The organism is Stenotrophomonas sp. DDT-1, from assembly GCF_001580555.1.
Taxonomy (GTDB): Bacteria; Pseudomonadota; Gammaproteobacteria; order Xanthomonadales; family Xanthomonadaceae; genus Stenotrophomonas; species Stenotrophomonas sepilia.
The window spans coordinates 95818-107124 of the sequence record NZ_LEKR01000009.1; the positions used below are offsets into that span (position 1 = coordinate 95818).

19 protein-coding genes are annotated in these 11307 nt (G+C 66.2%); 17 read left to right on the forward strand and 2 right to left on the reverse strand.

Features of this window, described 5'->3' with window-relative positions:
- The 11 genes from AB839_RS06960 to AB839_RS07005 all read left to right on the forward strand — a co-directional run bounded on the left by AB839_RS06960 (position 1) and on the right by AB839_RS07005 (position 8341).
- Positions 1 to 651 (forward strand): hypothetical protein, encoded by a 651-nt coding sequence (locus tag AB839_RS06960; RefSeq protein ID WP_061478806.1) that lies wholly within the window; start codon positions 1 to 3, stop codon positions 649 to 651.
- Between the two features lie 74 nt (positions 652 to 725).
- Positions 726 to 1292 carry a phage baseplate assembly protein V gene (locus AB839_RS06965; RefSeq protein WP_061478807.1) on the forward strand — a complete coding sequence of 189 codons (567 nt, stop codon included), beginning with the start codon at positions 726 to 728 and terminating at the stop codon, positions 1290 to 1292.
- Positions 1289 to 1648: a GPW/gp25 family protein gene (locus AB839_RS06970; RefSeq protein ID WP_049405126.1), complete on the forward strand. Its 360-nt coding sequence runs from the start codon at positions 1289 to 1291 to the stop codon at positions 1646 to 1648. Before AB839_RS06965 ends, AB839_RS06970 begins: the two co-directional genes overlap by 4 nt.
- Positions 1649 to 1664: 16 nt before the next feature.
- Positions 1665 to 2834, forward strand: a complete 1170-nt coding sequence (locus tag AB839_RS06975; RefSeq protein ID WP_061478808.1) for a phage tail sheath protein — start codon at positions 1665 to 1667, stop codon at positions 2832 to 2834.
- Between the two features lie 23 nt (positions 2835 to 2857).
- Positions 2858 to 3367, forward strand: coding sequence for a phage major tail tube protein (locus tag AB839_RS06980; protein ID WP_014648140.1), 510 nt, complete (start codon positions 2858 to 2860; stop codon positions 3365 to 3367).
- 59 nt (positions 3368 to 3426) lie between these two features.
- Positions 3427 to 3753 carry a phage tail assembly protein gene (locus AB839_RS06985; protein WP_061478809.1) on the forward strand — a complete coding sequence of 109 codons (327 nt, stop codon included), beginning with the start codon at positions 3427 to 3429 and terminating at the stop codon, positions 3751 to 3753.
- 8 nt (positions 3754 to 3761) lie between these two features.
- Positions 3762 to 3878 (forward strand): GpE family phage tail protein, encoded by a 117-nt coding sequence (locus tag AB839_RS06990; RefSeq protein WP_014648142.1) that lies wholly within the window; start codon positions 3762 to 3764, stop codon positions 3876 to 3878.
- 12 nt (positions 3879 to 3890) lie between these two features.
- Positions 3891 to 4028 carry a hypothetical protein gene (locus AB839_RS21695; protein WP_180995888.1) on the forward strand — a complete coding sequence of 46 codons (138 nt, stop codon included), beginning with the start codon at positions 3891 to 3893 and terminating at the stop codon, positions 4026 to 4028.
- 22 nt (positions 4029 to 4050) lie between these two features.
- Positions 4051 to 6915 (forward strand): phage tail tape measure protein, encoded by a 2865-nt coding sequence (locus AB839_RS06995; RefSeq protein WP_061478810.1) that lies wholly within the window; start codon positions 4051 to 4053, stop codon positions 6913 to 6915.
- Positions 6916 to 6926: 11 nt separating this feature from the next.
- Positions 6927 to 7325: a phage tail protein gene (locus AB839_RS07000; protein WP_014648144.1), complete on the forward strand. Its 399-nt coding sequence runs from the start codon at positions 6927 to 6929 to the stop codon at positions 7323 to 7325.
- Complete coding sequence (locus AB839_RS07005) at positions 7322 to 8341, forward strand: phage late control D family protein (RefSeq protein WP_061478811.1); 1020 nt, start codon at positions 7322 to 7324, stop codon at positions 8339 to 8341. Before AB839_RS07000 ends, AB839_RS07005 begins: the two co-directional genes overlap by 4 nt.
- On the opposite strand, the gene AB839_RS21455 is transcribed toward AB839_RS07005, so the two are convergent.
- Together AB839_RS21455 and AB839_RS07010 are read right to left on the reverse strand one after the other, a co-directional pair.
- Positions 8286 to 8639, reverse strand: coding sequence for a hypothetical protein (locus AB839_RS21455; RefSeq protein WP_053461903.1), 354 nt, complete (start codon positions 8637 to 8639; stop codon positions 8286 to 8288). The two genes, AB839_RS07005 and AB839_RS21455, sit on opposite strands and share 56 nt — an antisense overlap.
- A gap of 98 nt (positions 8640 to 8737) precedes the next feature.
- Entirely contained in the window at positions 8738 to 9169 is a 432-nt protein-coding gene (locus AB839_RS07010) for a helix-turn-helix domain-containing protein (RefSeq protein WP_241776750.1), read from the reverse strand.
- Positions 9170 to 9239: 70 nt separating this feature from the next.
- On the opposite strand from AB839_RS07010, the gene AB839_RS07015 reads away from it, so the two are divergent.
- The 6 genes from AB839_RS07015 (at position 9240) to AB839_RS07040 (ending at position 11307) form a co-directional block, all read left to right on the forward strand.
- The gene (locus AB839_RS07015) at positions 9240 to 9572 is read left to right on the forward strand and encodes a hypothetical protein (RefSeq protein ID WP_061478813.1); all 333 of its coding nucleotides are present in this window, start codon (positions 9240 to 9242) and stop codon (positions 9570 to 9572) included.
- Entirely contained in the window at positions 9569 to 9913 is a 345-nt protein-coding gene (locus AB839_RS07020; protein WP_041863741.1) for an ogr/Delta-like zinc finger family protein, read from the forward strand. Before AB839_RS07015 ends, AB839_RS07020 begins: the two co-directional genes overlap by 4 nt.
- 71 nt (positions 9914 to 9984) lie before the next feature.
- The gene (locus AB839_RS07025; RefSeq protein ID WP_241776752.1) at positions 9985 to 10188 is read left to right on the forward strand and encodes a hypothetical protein; all 204 of its coding nucleotides are present in this window, start codon (positions 9985 to 9987) and stop codon (positions 10186 to 10188) included.
- Between the two features lie 323 nt (positions 10189 to 10511).
- On the forward strand, positions 10512 to 10754 hold the full coding sequence (locus AB839_RS07030) for a hypothetical protein (RefSeq protein WP_061478815.1): 243 nt from the start codon (positions 10512 to 10514) through the stop codon (positions 10752 to 10754).
- The gene (locus AB839_RS07035; RefSeq protein WP_049419435.1) at positions 10754 to 11062 is read left to right on the forward strand and encodes a hypothetical protein; all 309 of its coding nucleotides are present in this window, start codon (positions 10754 to 10756) and stop codon (positions 11060 to 11062) included. Before AB839_RS07030 ends, AB839_RS07035 begins: the two co-directional genes overlap by 1 nt.
- On the forward strand, positions 11062 to 11307 hold the full coding sequence (locus AB839_RS07040) for a hypothetical protein (protein ID WP_049419434.1): 246 nt from the start codon (positions 11062 to 11064) through the stop codon (positions 11305 to 11307). Before AB839_RS07035 ends, AB839_RS07040 begins: the two co-directional genes overlap by 1 nt.

The following is an 11307-nucleotide window of genomic DNA, read 5'->3' on the forward strand; positions in this document are numbered from 1 at the left end:
ATGGCGAGCGGGTACCGCATCAATGGCTATGACTTCGACGACCTGTTCGACCCCGACGTGATGGGCGATGGCCCGACCGCCAGCGGATACCGGCGGAGCGGGCAACCGCTCCGGTATGCCCACATCCAGTACGGTCAGAAGCGTGGCGACGTGGGATATCGCTCCGGCGGCGTCGACGTGTCGAACCTGTGGGCTGCAAAGGGCACAGCAACCTACGTTCTGCCCTTTCACGGCAAGGGCTTCTCCGCACACAACCAATCCGACACCAACGCGCAGGGCAACACCTCGGCGCAGGTGGAGCTGCGCATTAACGCTGATGGCGCCTACGAGGTCTGGGTGTCGACCATCGGCGGCGGCAACAACTCCAGCCGCGTGGCAGAGCGCGGGATGTGGCTGCGCAACGGCGGCGTGGGCGAGTACGACGTGCGCTTCGAGTTCGCCAACGTCGGCGCAGCGAACGTTGGCAGTACGGCGCCGGACTGGCGCAATGCCAGCGCTTCGCAGTCATGCTCGGCCCAGGTCAGCGTGCCCAGCGCTTCGGGCCAGAATGTGCGCGCGGATGTGGAGTTCCACTGCCTCATGCGAAGGGCCGGCGGGAACGTCAGCCGTTCCATCATGGTGGCCAGCGTAGGCGCGGCCGGCTGGTGGTAACCGCAGCTTTGTAGCGCGTCGATCTACGCGTGCCATTACGTGCGCGCGCGAGAGGCACGGCACAACATGGGCGCATGGATAGCGCCCAGCCCCAACAGATCAACAACCTGCTGCGCCATGGCGTGGTGACGACGGTCGATCATGCGCGGGCGCTGTGTCGTGTCCGCACGGGCGAGGCCCATACCGACTACATCCCATGGCTGGCATCCGCCGCCGGCACGCTCGCGGTGTGGGCACCGCCGAGCATCGGCGAGCAGGTGACGCTGGTGTGCAGCGACGGCGACCTGGCCAATGCGGTCGCCCTGCGCGGCCTGTACTGCGATCAGTACCCCGCCCCGTCCGACAATGCGGATCTGGTCACGGTCAAGTTCAGTGATGGCGCTGTCATCAGCTACGACAGCGCGTCACATGCGCTCGCAGCCATCCTGCCTAGCGGTGGCATTGCCACGATCACCGCAGATGGTGGCGTGACGATCAACGGGCCGGTCACCATCAACGGCGATACCAGCATCACCGGCCAGGTCACCATCAACGGCAAGGCTGAGGCTTCCGAGGACGTTGTGGGCGGCGGCATCAGCCTCAAGCAGCATAAGCACGGCGCGGTGCAGCCGGGCAGCGGCACGTCGGGACCGCCGGCATGATCGGCATGGACGGTCAGGCAGGCAGTTTCAAGGACGACACCGCGCATCTGCGGCAGTCCATTGCCGACATTCTCACTACTCCCATCGGCTCGCGCATCCAGCGCCGCGACTACGGCTCGCTGCTGCCGGAGCTGATCGACCAGCCGTTCAACGAAGCCACGCGGTTGCGCCTGTATGGCGCTACTGCAACGGCGCTGATGCGTTGGGAGCCGCGCCTGCGCCTCAGTCGCATCACCCTCTCGCGTGGTCAGGAGCCAGGCACGTTCGTGCTGGATCTGGATGGCCAGCGCACGGTGCCCGCCGGCGCCTCCAGCACCACCCGTCTCTCTGTCCCGCTTCGCTTCCGCACCCCATAACCGCAGGAGTTCCCTCATGGCCACCGACTACCACCACGGCGTACGCGTCATCGAAATCAACGGCGGCGTGCGTCCGATCCGCACTGTTGCCACCGCTGTTGTCGGCGTCGTCTGCACCGCGCAGGACGCCGACGCCACGCTGTTCCCCCTCGACCGTCCCGTGCTCCTGACCGACGTGCTGGGCGCCGTCGGCAAGGCCGGCACCAGCGGCACGCTGCGCGCCACGCTGCAGGCCATTGCCGACCAAGCCAACGCCATTACCGTGGTGGTGCGCGTCGCCGAAGGTTCCGACGACAGCGCCACCACCGCCAACGTGATCGGCAAGAAGGACGGCGCCACCTTCACCGGCATGCAGGCGCTGCTGGTGGCTGAGGCGCAGGTAGGCGTGCGTCCGCGCATCCTGGGCGCACCCGGTCTGGACACCCAACCGGTTTCGGCCGCACTGGCGGTCATCGCCAAGAAGCTGCGCGCGATGGCCTACGTGAGCTGTGCCGCCAGTGCCTCGGTCAGCGAGGCCATCGCCTATCGCGAGCAGTTCAGCCAGCGCGAGCTGATGCTGATCTATCCCGACTTCGTCGCGTTCAACACTGCCGACGCCACCACCAGCATGGCGTTCGCGACCGCCCGCGCCCTGGGCCTGCGCGCGATGATCGATGAGCAGCAGGGCTGGCACAAATCGATCTCCAATGTGGCCGTCGCCGGCGTGACCGGCATCAGCCGCGACGTACACTGGGATCTGCAGGATCCGGCGACCGACGCTGGCCTGCTGAACGCCGCCGACATCACCACCCTCATCAACTCCAACGGCTACAAGTTCTGGGGTTCGCGAACCTGCAGCGACGACCCGCTGTTCGCCTTCGAGACGGCCACGCGCACCGCGCAGATCCTGGCCGACACCATTGCAGAGGCGCAGATGGTCTACATCGACAAGCCCGAGCATCCGTCGCTCATCCGCGACATGCTGGAGAGCATCAATGCCAAATTCCGCGAGCTGGTGAACGCGGGCTACGTGCTGGGTGCATCGGCCTGGTACGACGAAGCCGCCAACGAGCCCAGCCAGCTGAAGGCCGGCCGGGTGACCATCGATTACGACTACACGCCGGTACCGCCGCTGGAGAACCTGGTACTGAACCAGCGCATCACCGACCGCTACTTCGCCGACTTCCCGGCCCGTATCAACGGCTGATGCCGTACTGAGGAACCCTTCCCATGTCCATGCCCAGCAAGCTCAAGAATCTCAACCTGTTCAACGACGGCCTCAGCTACCTGGGCCAGGTCACCGAGGTCAAGCTGCCGACCTTGACCCGCAAGATGGAGGAATACCGCGCCGGCGGCATGCTCGGCCCCATCGATATCGACCTCGGCCAAGAGAAGATCGAACTGGAATGGAAGTGCGGCGGACTGATGCGCGACGTGCTGCGCCAGTACGGCGCCATCGCCCACAACGCGGTGCAGCTGCGCTTCGCTGGCGCATACCAGCGCGAAGACAGCGCCGACGTGGATGCGGTGGAGATCGTCATCCGCGGCCGCCACAGCGAGATTGACCCCGGCACCGGCAAGGTCGGCGACGACACCGAGTTCAGCGTGAAGACCACCGCCAGCTACTACAAGCTGAGCATCAACGGCCGTACCGAGATCGAAATCGACATGGTCGGCATGGTGTTCATCGTCAACGGCGTGGACCAGCTGGCCGGCCAGCGACGCGCCATCGGCGCCTGACCCACATAACCGGGCTGCCTCAGCGGCCCGGCCCACCTCTGCCCTGAGAGACCCACGACATGACTGACAAAGCCACCACCACCGCCGGCGCCGAAGCCATCGACGCCAACACAGTCACCCTCGACTACCCAATCCAGCGCGGCGAGCAGGTCATCGCCACCATCAAACTGCGCAAGCCCAACGCGGGGGAGCTGCGCGGCATCAAGCTGGTGGACCTGCTGCAGATCGACGTTAGCGCGGTGGCCGCGCTGCTGCCGCGCATCACCGAGCCGACGCTGACGGCTGCCGACGTGAACAAGCTGGACCCTGCCGACCTGGTCGCCATCGGCACCCTCGCCGCTGGTTTTTTTGTGCCGAAGGCGCAACGGGAATTCCTCAGCGCGTAGAGGATTTCATGGCCGATATCGCGGTGATCTTCCCATTCACCCTCACCGAGCTATCGGCCCTCTCGCTGTTTGAACTGATCGAATGGCGCGAGCGCGCCCGTGTAAGAAGTGGAGCCGAGCCGTGATACCTTTCGCCCATGGCCACCTTGATCGCCATCGCTGTTGTGCTGCTCCTGCTGGCTTCGGTCGGCGGGCTGCTGGTCTGGGCATTGAGCGCGCTGTGCCGCCTGCTGGCGGCGCTGGTGTCCTCACCGACCGACGCGCCCTCGGCGTAGCCGGCGCAGCGGTTGTCGTCGCATGAGCGGCGGCAACCTTCGCCTGCAGGTGGTGCTGCAGGCCCTCGATCAGGCCACCGCTCCCTTCCGCAAAGTCATGGCCGGCAGCAAGGGGCTGGCCTCGGCCCTGCAGGCGCAGCAAGCCACCCTCCGGCGTCTGAACAACGCCCAGCGCGATGTGAGCGCCTACCGCCAGCAGCAGCAGGCGCTGCGCGGTACCGAGCAGAGCTACCAGCAGGCGCAGGCGCGCGTGGTGGCGCTGGCCCGCCAGATGAGGGAGGCTGGCACCCCCACGCGCAAGCTGAGCCGTGAGTTCAGCCAGGCCAAGACTGCCGCCGCCCAGCTGAGCGCCCAGCAGAAGCAGCAGCAGGTCGAGCTGCAGCGGCTGCGCTCGGGACTGGATCGGGCCGGCATCAGCACGCGCCAGCTCGGTGCGCATGAGCGCAGGCTGCGCACGGATATCGCCGCCGCCTCGCAGCAGATGGAGCAGCAGCGCGCTCGCCTGGCTGCGCTGGACGCAGCAAAGGCCCGTAGCCAGAAGATCCACAGCGCCGGCATGAACGCCGCCGCGCACGGCGCCGGCGTCGCCCTGGCAGCTTTCGGTGCGCTGCGCGCCCAGGGCCTGCCCATCGCTCAGGCCATGGAGTTCGAATCCGCCATGGCCGACGTCAAGAAGGTGGTCGACTTCGACACGCCCGATGGCTTCGAGAAGATGGGCGACGATATTCAGGAGCTGTCGCGGCGCCTGCCCATGGTGCCCACCGACATTGCCAAGATCGTTGCTGCCGCTGGCCAAGCTGGCATCGCCAGCACTGAGCTGACTCGCTTCGCCGAGGACGCGGCGAAGATGGGCGTAGCCTTCGACACCACCGCCGAAGACGCCGGCCAGACGATGGCCACCTGGCGCACCGCCTTCCGCATGGGCCAGGATGACGTGGTTGTGCTGGCCGACAAGATCAACTACCTGGGCAACACCGGCCCGGCTAGCGTGCAGAAGATCAGCGAGGTGGTGAACCGGATCGGCGCGCTCGGCGAGGTCGCCGGCCTCGGTAGCGGCCCGCTGGCGGCGCTGGGCGCCACGGTGGCCGGTATGGGCATCGAGTCGGAAGTGTCTGCCACGGGCATCAAGAACATGCTGCTCACCCTGTCCTCGGGCGAGGCGGCAACGGCCCGTCAGGTGGCATCGTTCGACAAGCTCGGCCTGAAGGCGGGCGACCTGGCCAAGGCGATGCAGGACGACGCCGGCGGCGCCATTCTCGATGTGCTGGAGAAGCTCAAGCAGCTGCCCAAGGCCGAGCAGGCCGCGACCATGACGCAACTGTTCGGCCGAGAATCCATCGGCGCCATCGCCCCGCTGCTGACCAATCTCGACCTACTGAAGGAGAACCTGGGCAAGGTCGCCGATGAGCAGAAGTACGGCGGCTCAATGAACGCTGAGTACGCCGCCCGCGTCGGCACTGCCGAGAACGGCCTGATCCTGCTCAAGAACAGCGCCATCGTGCTGTCCCAGCGCATCGGCAAGACCCTGCTGCCCACGGTGAAGGAGCTGGCTGCGCGCGTGGCCAAGGTCGCCGACCGCATGGCCGAGTGGGTCAAGAACAACCCACAGTTGGTCGCCACCATCGCCAAGCTGGCCATCGGCGGCACCGCGCTGGCTGCTGCGCTCGGCGGTTTGGTGGTCGCAGGTGGGGTCGGCGCGATGGCGCTGACGCAGATCCACAAGGCTGTGATGCTGCTCAGCGGTGGCGGCGGCTTGGGCAAGCTGGTGGGCCAGGTGCTTTCCCTGGGCGGCCGGGCGTTCCCGATGCTGTTCAACGTTGGCCGCATGCTGCTGCCGCTGCTCGGGGGTATCAGCCTGCCGGTGCTGGCCATCGGCGCCGCCATCGGCGTGGTGGCAGCGCTGGTGTGGAAATACTGGGAGCCGATCAAGGCATTCATGATCGGCACCTGGCAGGGCATTCTCGACGTGGTCAATCCGATCATGGCGGAGCTGGCCACCGCGCTCGAACCGCTCGGCCCGGTGTGGGACATGGTGTCCTCGGCGATGAGCCAGGCGTGGGGCTGGGTGATGAAGCTGTTCGCCCCGTTCGAGGCCACCAGCGAGCAGCTGCAGGGCGCCACCGATGCGGGGCGCGGGTTCGGCCAGATCCTGGGCACCGTGCTGACGGTGAACCTGCGCATGGCGGTGAAGGCCATCGGCTGGCTGGTCAGCGCCTTTACCACCATCCTGCCGGTGATCCAGAACGCTGTTGGCGGTGCGTGGACGTACCTGCAGGGCGCGTGGAATCTGATCGTGGGCCTGTTCACCGGCAACGGCGACAAGATCCGCTCGGGCCTGAGCGCGATGTGGGCAGGCGTCAATCAGATCCTGCTCGGCTGGCCGGCGCAGATGATGCAGGCCGGCATCGACATGGTGCAGGGCCTGGTCAACGGCATCGTGTCCAAAGGCAGCGCGGCCATGGATGCCGTCGCCGGCGTCGCCTCGGGCGTGGTGGGCAAGTTCAAGGGCATGCTCGGCATCCACAGCCCATCGCGGGTGTTCGCGCAGTTCGGTGACTTCACCATGCAGGGCCTGGCCGGGGGTCTCGACCGCAGCCAGGGCGAGCCGCTGTCCCAGGTGGCTACCCTGGGCGACCGGATGAAGCAGGCAGGCGCAGGAATCGCCCTGGGCGCCGCTGCGCTGCCCGTCATGGCCAGCGCCGGCCCGGTAGTGGCGCCGGGTGCCGCGCAGGCCGCCACGGGCGCCGCAGGCGGCAACAGCTACACGATCCAGATCACAGCGGCACCGGGCAGCGACGGCCAGGCCATCGCCGACCTGGTCCGCCAGACCATTGAAACCATTGAGCGCGAGCGGGCCAGCCGCCGTGGCTCCCGTCTGAGCGATTGAGGCACGCCGCCATGATGATGACCTACGGCACGTTTGTGTTTTCCCTCTCCACAGCGGCCTATGAGCAGCTGCAACGGCAGATGACGTGGCGCCACGCCAGCAGCGACCGGCTGGGCGCACGCCCGGCCCGTCAGTACGTTGGCCCAGGCGACGACACCATCACCCTGCAGGGCACCATCGCCGCCGAGCTGGTGGGCGATCTGCAGGTGCTCGACACGCTGCGGGAGCTGGGCGACCAGGGCAAGCCACAGGCGCTGGTGGAGGGCAGTGGGCGGGTATATGGCGCCTATCTGCTGGTCAGCCTGAGCGAGACGCGCAAGGAGTTCTTTCCCGACGGCACGCCGCGCCTGATCGAATTTCAGATGCAGTTGGAGCGGGACGACGACGGCGCCACCGAGGCGGTCGCATGAGGGCGGCACCGTACCCGATCCCCGCATGGCGCGTGGTGCTGGACGGCCAGGACCTGACCGACCGCCTCGCCCCGCGACTGCTGGACCTGTCGCTGACGGAGAGCCGGGGCGACGAAGCCGACGAACTGAACCTGCGCTTGCACGACCATGATGGGCGCGTGGCGCTACCGCGACGTGGCGTCACGCTGCAGGTGGCCATCGGCTGGCGCGAGAGCGGATTGTTCGATAAGGGCACATTCGTGGTCGATGACGTGGAGCACAGCGGCGCTCCCGACATCGTCTCCATCCGGGCGCGCTCGGCGGATCTGACCGGTGCTGTCCGCAGCCGCCGCGAACGCAGCTGGCATGACGCCACCCTGGGCGACATTCTCGGCACAATCGCCGCCGAGCATTCGTTGCGCCCGTCCATTGCCGCAAACCTTGCGTCCGTCCGCATCCCCCATCTTGACCAGGCCAACGAGAGCGATATCAATCTCCTGACGCGCTTGGGGAAGCGTTTTGATGCGGTGGCCACGGTGAAAGCCGGCGCGCTGATCTTCGCGCCTATCGGCGCCGGCACTACCGTCAGCGGCCAACCGCTGCCCGGTGTCCAGATCACTCGCGCATCCGGCGATCAACACCGCTACACCGTCGCTGACCGCGAGAAGTACACGGGCGTACGGGCCTACTGGGGCGACCGCAAGGCAGCGCGTCGCACCGGTGTACTGGTGGGCACGTCAGAGAACGAGAAGAAGATGCAGCCCACGTATGCCACTGCGGAGGAAGCGCGCCAGCATGCTGAGGCGGAGTTCAAACGGCTTGATCGCGGCACTGCCCAGCTCAGCTACCGCCTCGCGCTCGGGCGTGCCGATATCTATCCGGAGCAGACCGTGACGGTGAGCGGCTTCAAACCGGAAATCGATGGCACCGATTGGCTGGTGTCCAAGGCTACGCACACCGTCGACGGCGGCGGCGGCTTTGTTACCGCGCTGGAGCTTGAGCGCGGCGGCGAATCCAGCGCAGAAGTCTCGGCTTGAAGTAACGCGTGAGCGCGCCTGCGGCGAAGAACATGGCGGCATGCGCGAGCGATGATCCGCAGTCATCCGCAACCGCTGCCGCCGGGTAAGTGGCCTGCCAGATCGCCAGCGCGATCAATGCTGTCGACAACGGGCGCCCCGTCTCCGTGGGCGCCCGTTCGCGTTCGTCGGCTTGCGCGCTGTGGTGGTGCGCATGCGGACACTGCATCTGCACATCGCCGGTAAACACCTGGCCAATCACGGCTCCCTCGAACACGGTGGGCCCGCCGCACACGCACACCACCTCGCCACGCTTCACATCACTGCTGCAACCCATATTCCCTCACATCGAAAACCGCGCCCCACCGGCGCCCTGTACGGGCGAGTTAGCGGCCTGAATGCGATGTGGGGTGAGCCTCAGCGGGCGGCTTTCTTCGATCCTTTCGGAGCCTTGACAACGATCTTTTGTCCGCGCAGATCAACATCGCCGCTGATCTGCTGGCCGATGCTGGTGTTCTCGAAGGAGGTTCGAGGCGCGCTTGTGGCCGACGCCGGCGCTACGCCGCGCAGCGCGGCCATCACGGCGGCACGTGCCGAAGCCGACGCACTGCGCCACGCATCGAGCAGGTCGGCGTCAGCCTCGGCCAGGCGCTCGCGCCTGCCCACCAGCACATAGGTCACATCGACGCCGAGTTCATCAGCGGCGACGAAGTAGGCACCACCGGGCAGGTGGGCATCTTGCTCGAACAGGATCTGCGTGCGCTTGGCAACACCGCAGGCCAATCCCATGGCCTCCTGGGTCAAACCCAGCCGCTTCCGTTCTTCTTTCAGGCGAATACCTACAGACACGCAAATTCCCCCTTGACAGGTGCAGTTAACTTCACCACCATTTCACCCAGAAATACACAGGGGAAACGGAATGAACGCCAAACGACGGACTACCGCATCCAAGCTGCGCACTGCTGAGCAGGCGCGCCAGTGGCTTGTCGACAACGGCCTGTCGGTTGCTGCCTTCGCAGAAGCCAACGGGTTGAGCCGCCATGCGGTGAACAACGCCTTGCGGATCGACAGCAAGTGCCGGATCGGCAAGACCCACGCAGCCGCTGTAGCCCTCGGCATGAAAGCCGCCCCTGATTCTCACACAGAATCGCCCAAATCCGCCCGGATTCGCACCACCAAGACCGCTCGGGGTACGGCCTCGGCGCCGGCGAAGGCTGTTGCGACCGCAGCCAAGCGCAGGGCCAAGGCATGAGCGGGCCGGTCGGAAAACGCGCCGTCTTCACCTGCGACGCCTGCGGCACGCCGTTGACGAAGCGCACCAGCGCCTTGCAGCACCGTCATCTGCGGACCGATGCGTACGTGTGCCAGAACCCCATGTGCGGCGCGACTTACACGGGCATGTCGGAACTGACCAGCATCGCCAGCCCCAGCGGCCTGCCCAATGCCCCGGCATGCGAGCTACCGCCGACGCCCGGCTACGAGCGTTCGTTGCTGCAGCAACGTTGGCGCCAGGAACTCGGTGATGCGCAGATCGACTGGATCGAAGCCACCGAATGCAATCAGCAGGAATGCGGCGCCCCGCCCGTCTCCTGACCGCCATTTCCCCTTCCACCACCAACTGACCTGGCGCCCTACGGTGCCAGCAAGGGAGTGCTGCGCCCGTGATGCGCCACAAGACACAATTTGATGGATGGTCCTCGGCGATGCAGCCGAGTTTCGTCACCGCGCCGGCAGGGGTCGAGTACGTGCCCTTCGCGCAGAAACAGCGCGACGCTGCCGAGCTTCGCGCCCTAGTGGAGGCTCACATCGCCGCCGGTGGTGCGTACGACGTGTTGCCTGCAACGACTGCTGCACAGGTGTCGGCATGAGCCTGTCTGCCGCTTCAACCAATCTGCACATTTCTACACAGATTTACTTGACTTCCCCATGGACGGGGAGCAGGATCTGCGCCAAGGAGCTTAAGAACTCCGAGGATACAGCGGCATCCGCGCCCGTCAGCATCGCGGTTTTTTTGCGCCTGCAAAACGAGCGCACCGACGTCTTTCTGCGTCGGGAGGCGGCAGCGATACAACACCCGCAAGGGGAAAGCTGTCGGCCGGTCTGTATCCCGGTTCTTAACCTCCCGACTTCCTCGGTGGGGCGCTTAAGAACGTCTCCCCGAGATCAATCCTCGGATACAGGAGACGTCTCCATGCCTCATGGCGCCCCTTCCACGCCCGGCAACGCTGCCGCGCGTCAGATTTCGCTCGCCTTCGGCCTGATCGCCGACACCCTCGAATGGCCCAATGAAGACTACCAGGCGTTCATTGCCCGGCTGGTCGGTGTGGGCGTGTCCCCGCTCGCCATCACCCTGGGCGACGTACTGATGGCCTACACCGCACAGTGCGATGCCCGTAGGGACACCCGTGGCGCTGATGGTAAGGGGGCGCACTGATGGCGCCGCCCAACAACGTGACCATCCCCGAGCCATGCCTGCGTCCGGTCATCGTGCTGGAGACGCCGATTCCTGGCCTCGGCCTGCGTGCCTCGTTCGACCAGCACAAGATCCTGTTTCTGGCGCTGGTACACATCGAGTCGGACACAGCCGCGACGTTCACCGCGCATCACTCTCGCAACGTGCTCAGGACAGCTACCGGGGGAATCCAGATCGGAACCGTCGTCTACCTGCTCGCCAAGGGCGAGGCCGAGCGCTTCTTCCAATGGCTGCGCACAGGCGAAAGCTACCCAGGCGGGGTGAACTGATGGCCAGCAGTAACGGGCATACGCCGGTACTGCCCGGCCCGATGGATCGCGGTGCGCAGGTCATCGGCAGCGCCGACTACCTGCGACTGTGCCGCATCGCCGACGCAGCCGCGTTGCTGGCCAAGCTGCCGAGCGAAGCGGCAAAGATGCTGGATATCAAAGCCGATCACACGTCTGCCGTCGCGCAGTACATGGCCGAAGACCTCGCCGCGATCCTGAGCCGATCCCGCCCTGCAGACGAGTAA

Excerpts from the sequence above, each read along its gene's own strand:
- AB839_RS07015 (WP_061478813.1), top strand. The coding sequence starts at position 9,240 with ATGAACGCCAAACGACGGACTACCGCATCCAAGCTGCGCACTGCTGAG.
- AB839_RS06990 (WP_014648142.1), top strand. The coding sequence starts at position 3,762 with ATGGCCGATATCGCGGTGATCTTCCCATTCACCCTCACCGAGCTATCG.
- AB839_RS07020 (WP_041863741.1), top strand. The coding sequence starts at position 9,569 with ATGAGCGGGCCGGTCGGAAAACGCGCCGTCTTCACCTGCGACGCCTGC.
- AB839_RS06975 (WP_061478808.1), top strand. The coding sequence starts at position 1,665 with ATGGCCACCGACTACCACCACGGCGTACGCGTCATCGAAATCAACGGC.
- AB839_RS06995 (WP_061478810.1), top strand. The coding sequence starts at position 4,051 with ATGAGCGGCGGCAACCTTCGCCTGCAGGTGGTGCTGCAGGCCCTCGAT.
- AB839_RS06965 (WP_061478807.1), top strand. The coding sequence starts at position 726 with ATGGATAGCGCCCAGCCCCAACAGATCAACAACCTGCTGCGCCATGGC.
- AB839_RS07000 (WP_014648144.1), top strand. The coding sequence starts at position 6,927 with ATGATGATGACCTACGGCACGTTTGTGTTTTCCCTCTCCACAGCGGCC.
- AB839_RS07005 (WP_061478811.1), top strand. The coding sequence starts at position 7,322 with ATGAGGGCGGCACCGTACCCGATCCCCGCATGGCGCGTGGTGCTGGAC.
- AB839_RS07025 (WP_241776752.1), top strand. The coding sequence starts at position 9,985 with ATGCGCCACAAGACACAATTTGATGGATGGTCCTCGGCGATGCAGCCG.
- AB839_RS06960 (WP_061478806.1), top strand. The coding sequence starts at position 1 with ATGGCGAGCGGGTACCGCATCAATGGCTATGACTTCGACGACCTGTTC.
- AB839_RS07030 (WP_061478815.1), top strand. The coding sequence starts at position 10,512 with ATGCCTCATGGCGCCCCTTCCACGCCCGGCAACGCTGCCGCGCGTCAG.
- AB839_RS06980 (WP_014648140.1), top strand. The coding sequence starts at position 2,858 with ATGTCCATGCCCAGCAAGCTCAAGAATCTCAACCTGTTCAACGACGGC.
- AB839_RS07040 (WP_049419434.1), top strand. The coding sequence starts at position 11,062 with ATGGCCAGCAGTAACGGGCATACGCCGGTACTGCCCGGCCCGATGGAT.
- AB839_RS06985 (WP_061478809.1), top strand. The coding sequence starts at position 3,427 with ATGACTGACAAAGCCACCACCACCGCCGGCGCCGAAGCCATCGACGCC.
- AB839_RS06970 (WP_049405126.1), top strand. The coding sequence starts at position 1,289 with ATGATCGGCATGGACGGTCAGGCAGGCAGTTTCAAGGACGACACCGCG.
- AB839_RS07035 (WP_049419435.1), top strand. The coding sequence starts at position 10,754 with ATGGCGCCGCCCAACAACGTGACCATCCCCGAGCCATGCCTGCGTCCG.
- AB839_RS21695 (WP_180995888.1), top strand. The coding sequence starts at position 3,891 with ATGGCCACCTTGATCGCCATCGCTGTTGTGCTGCTCCTGCTGGCTTCG.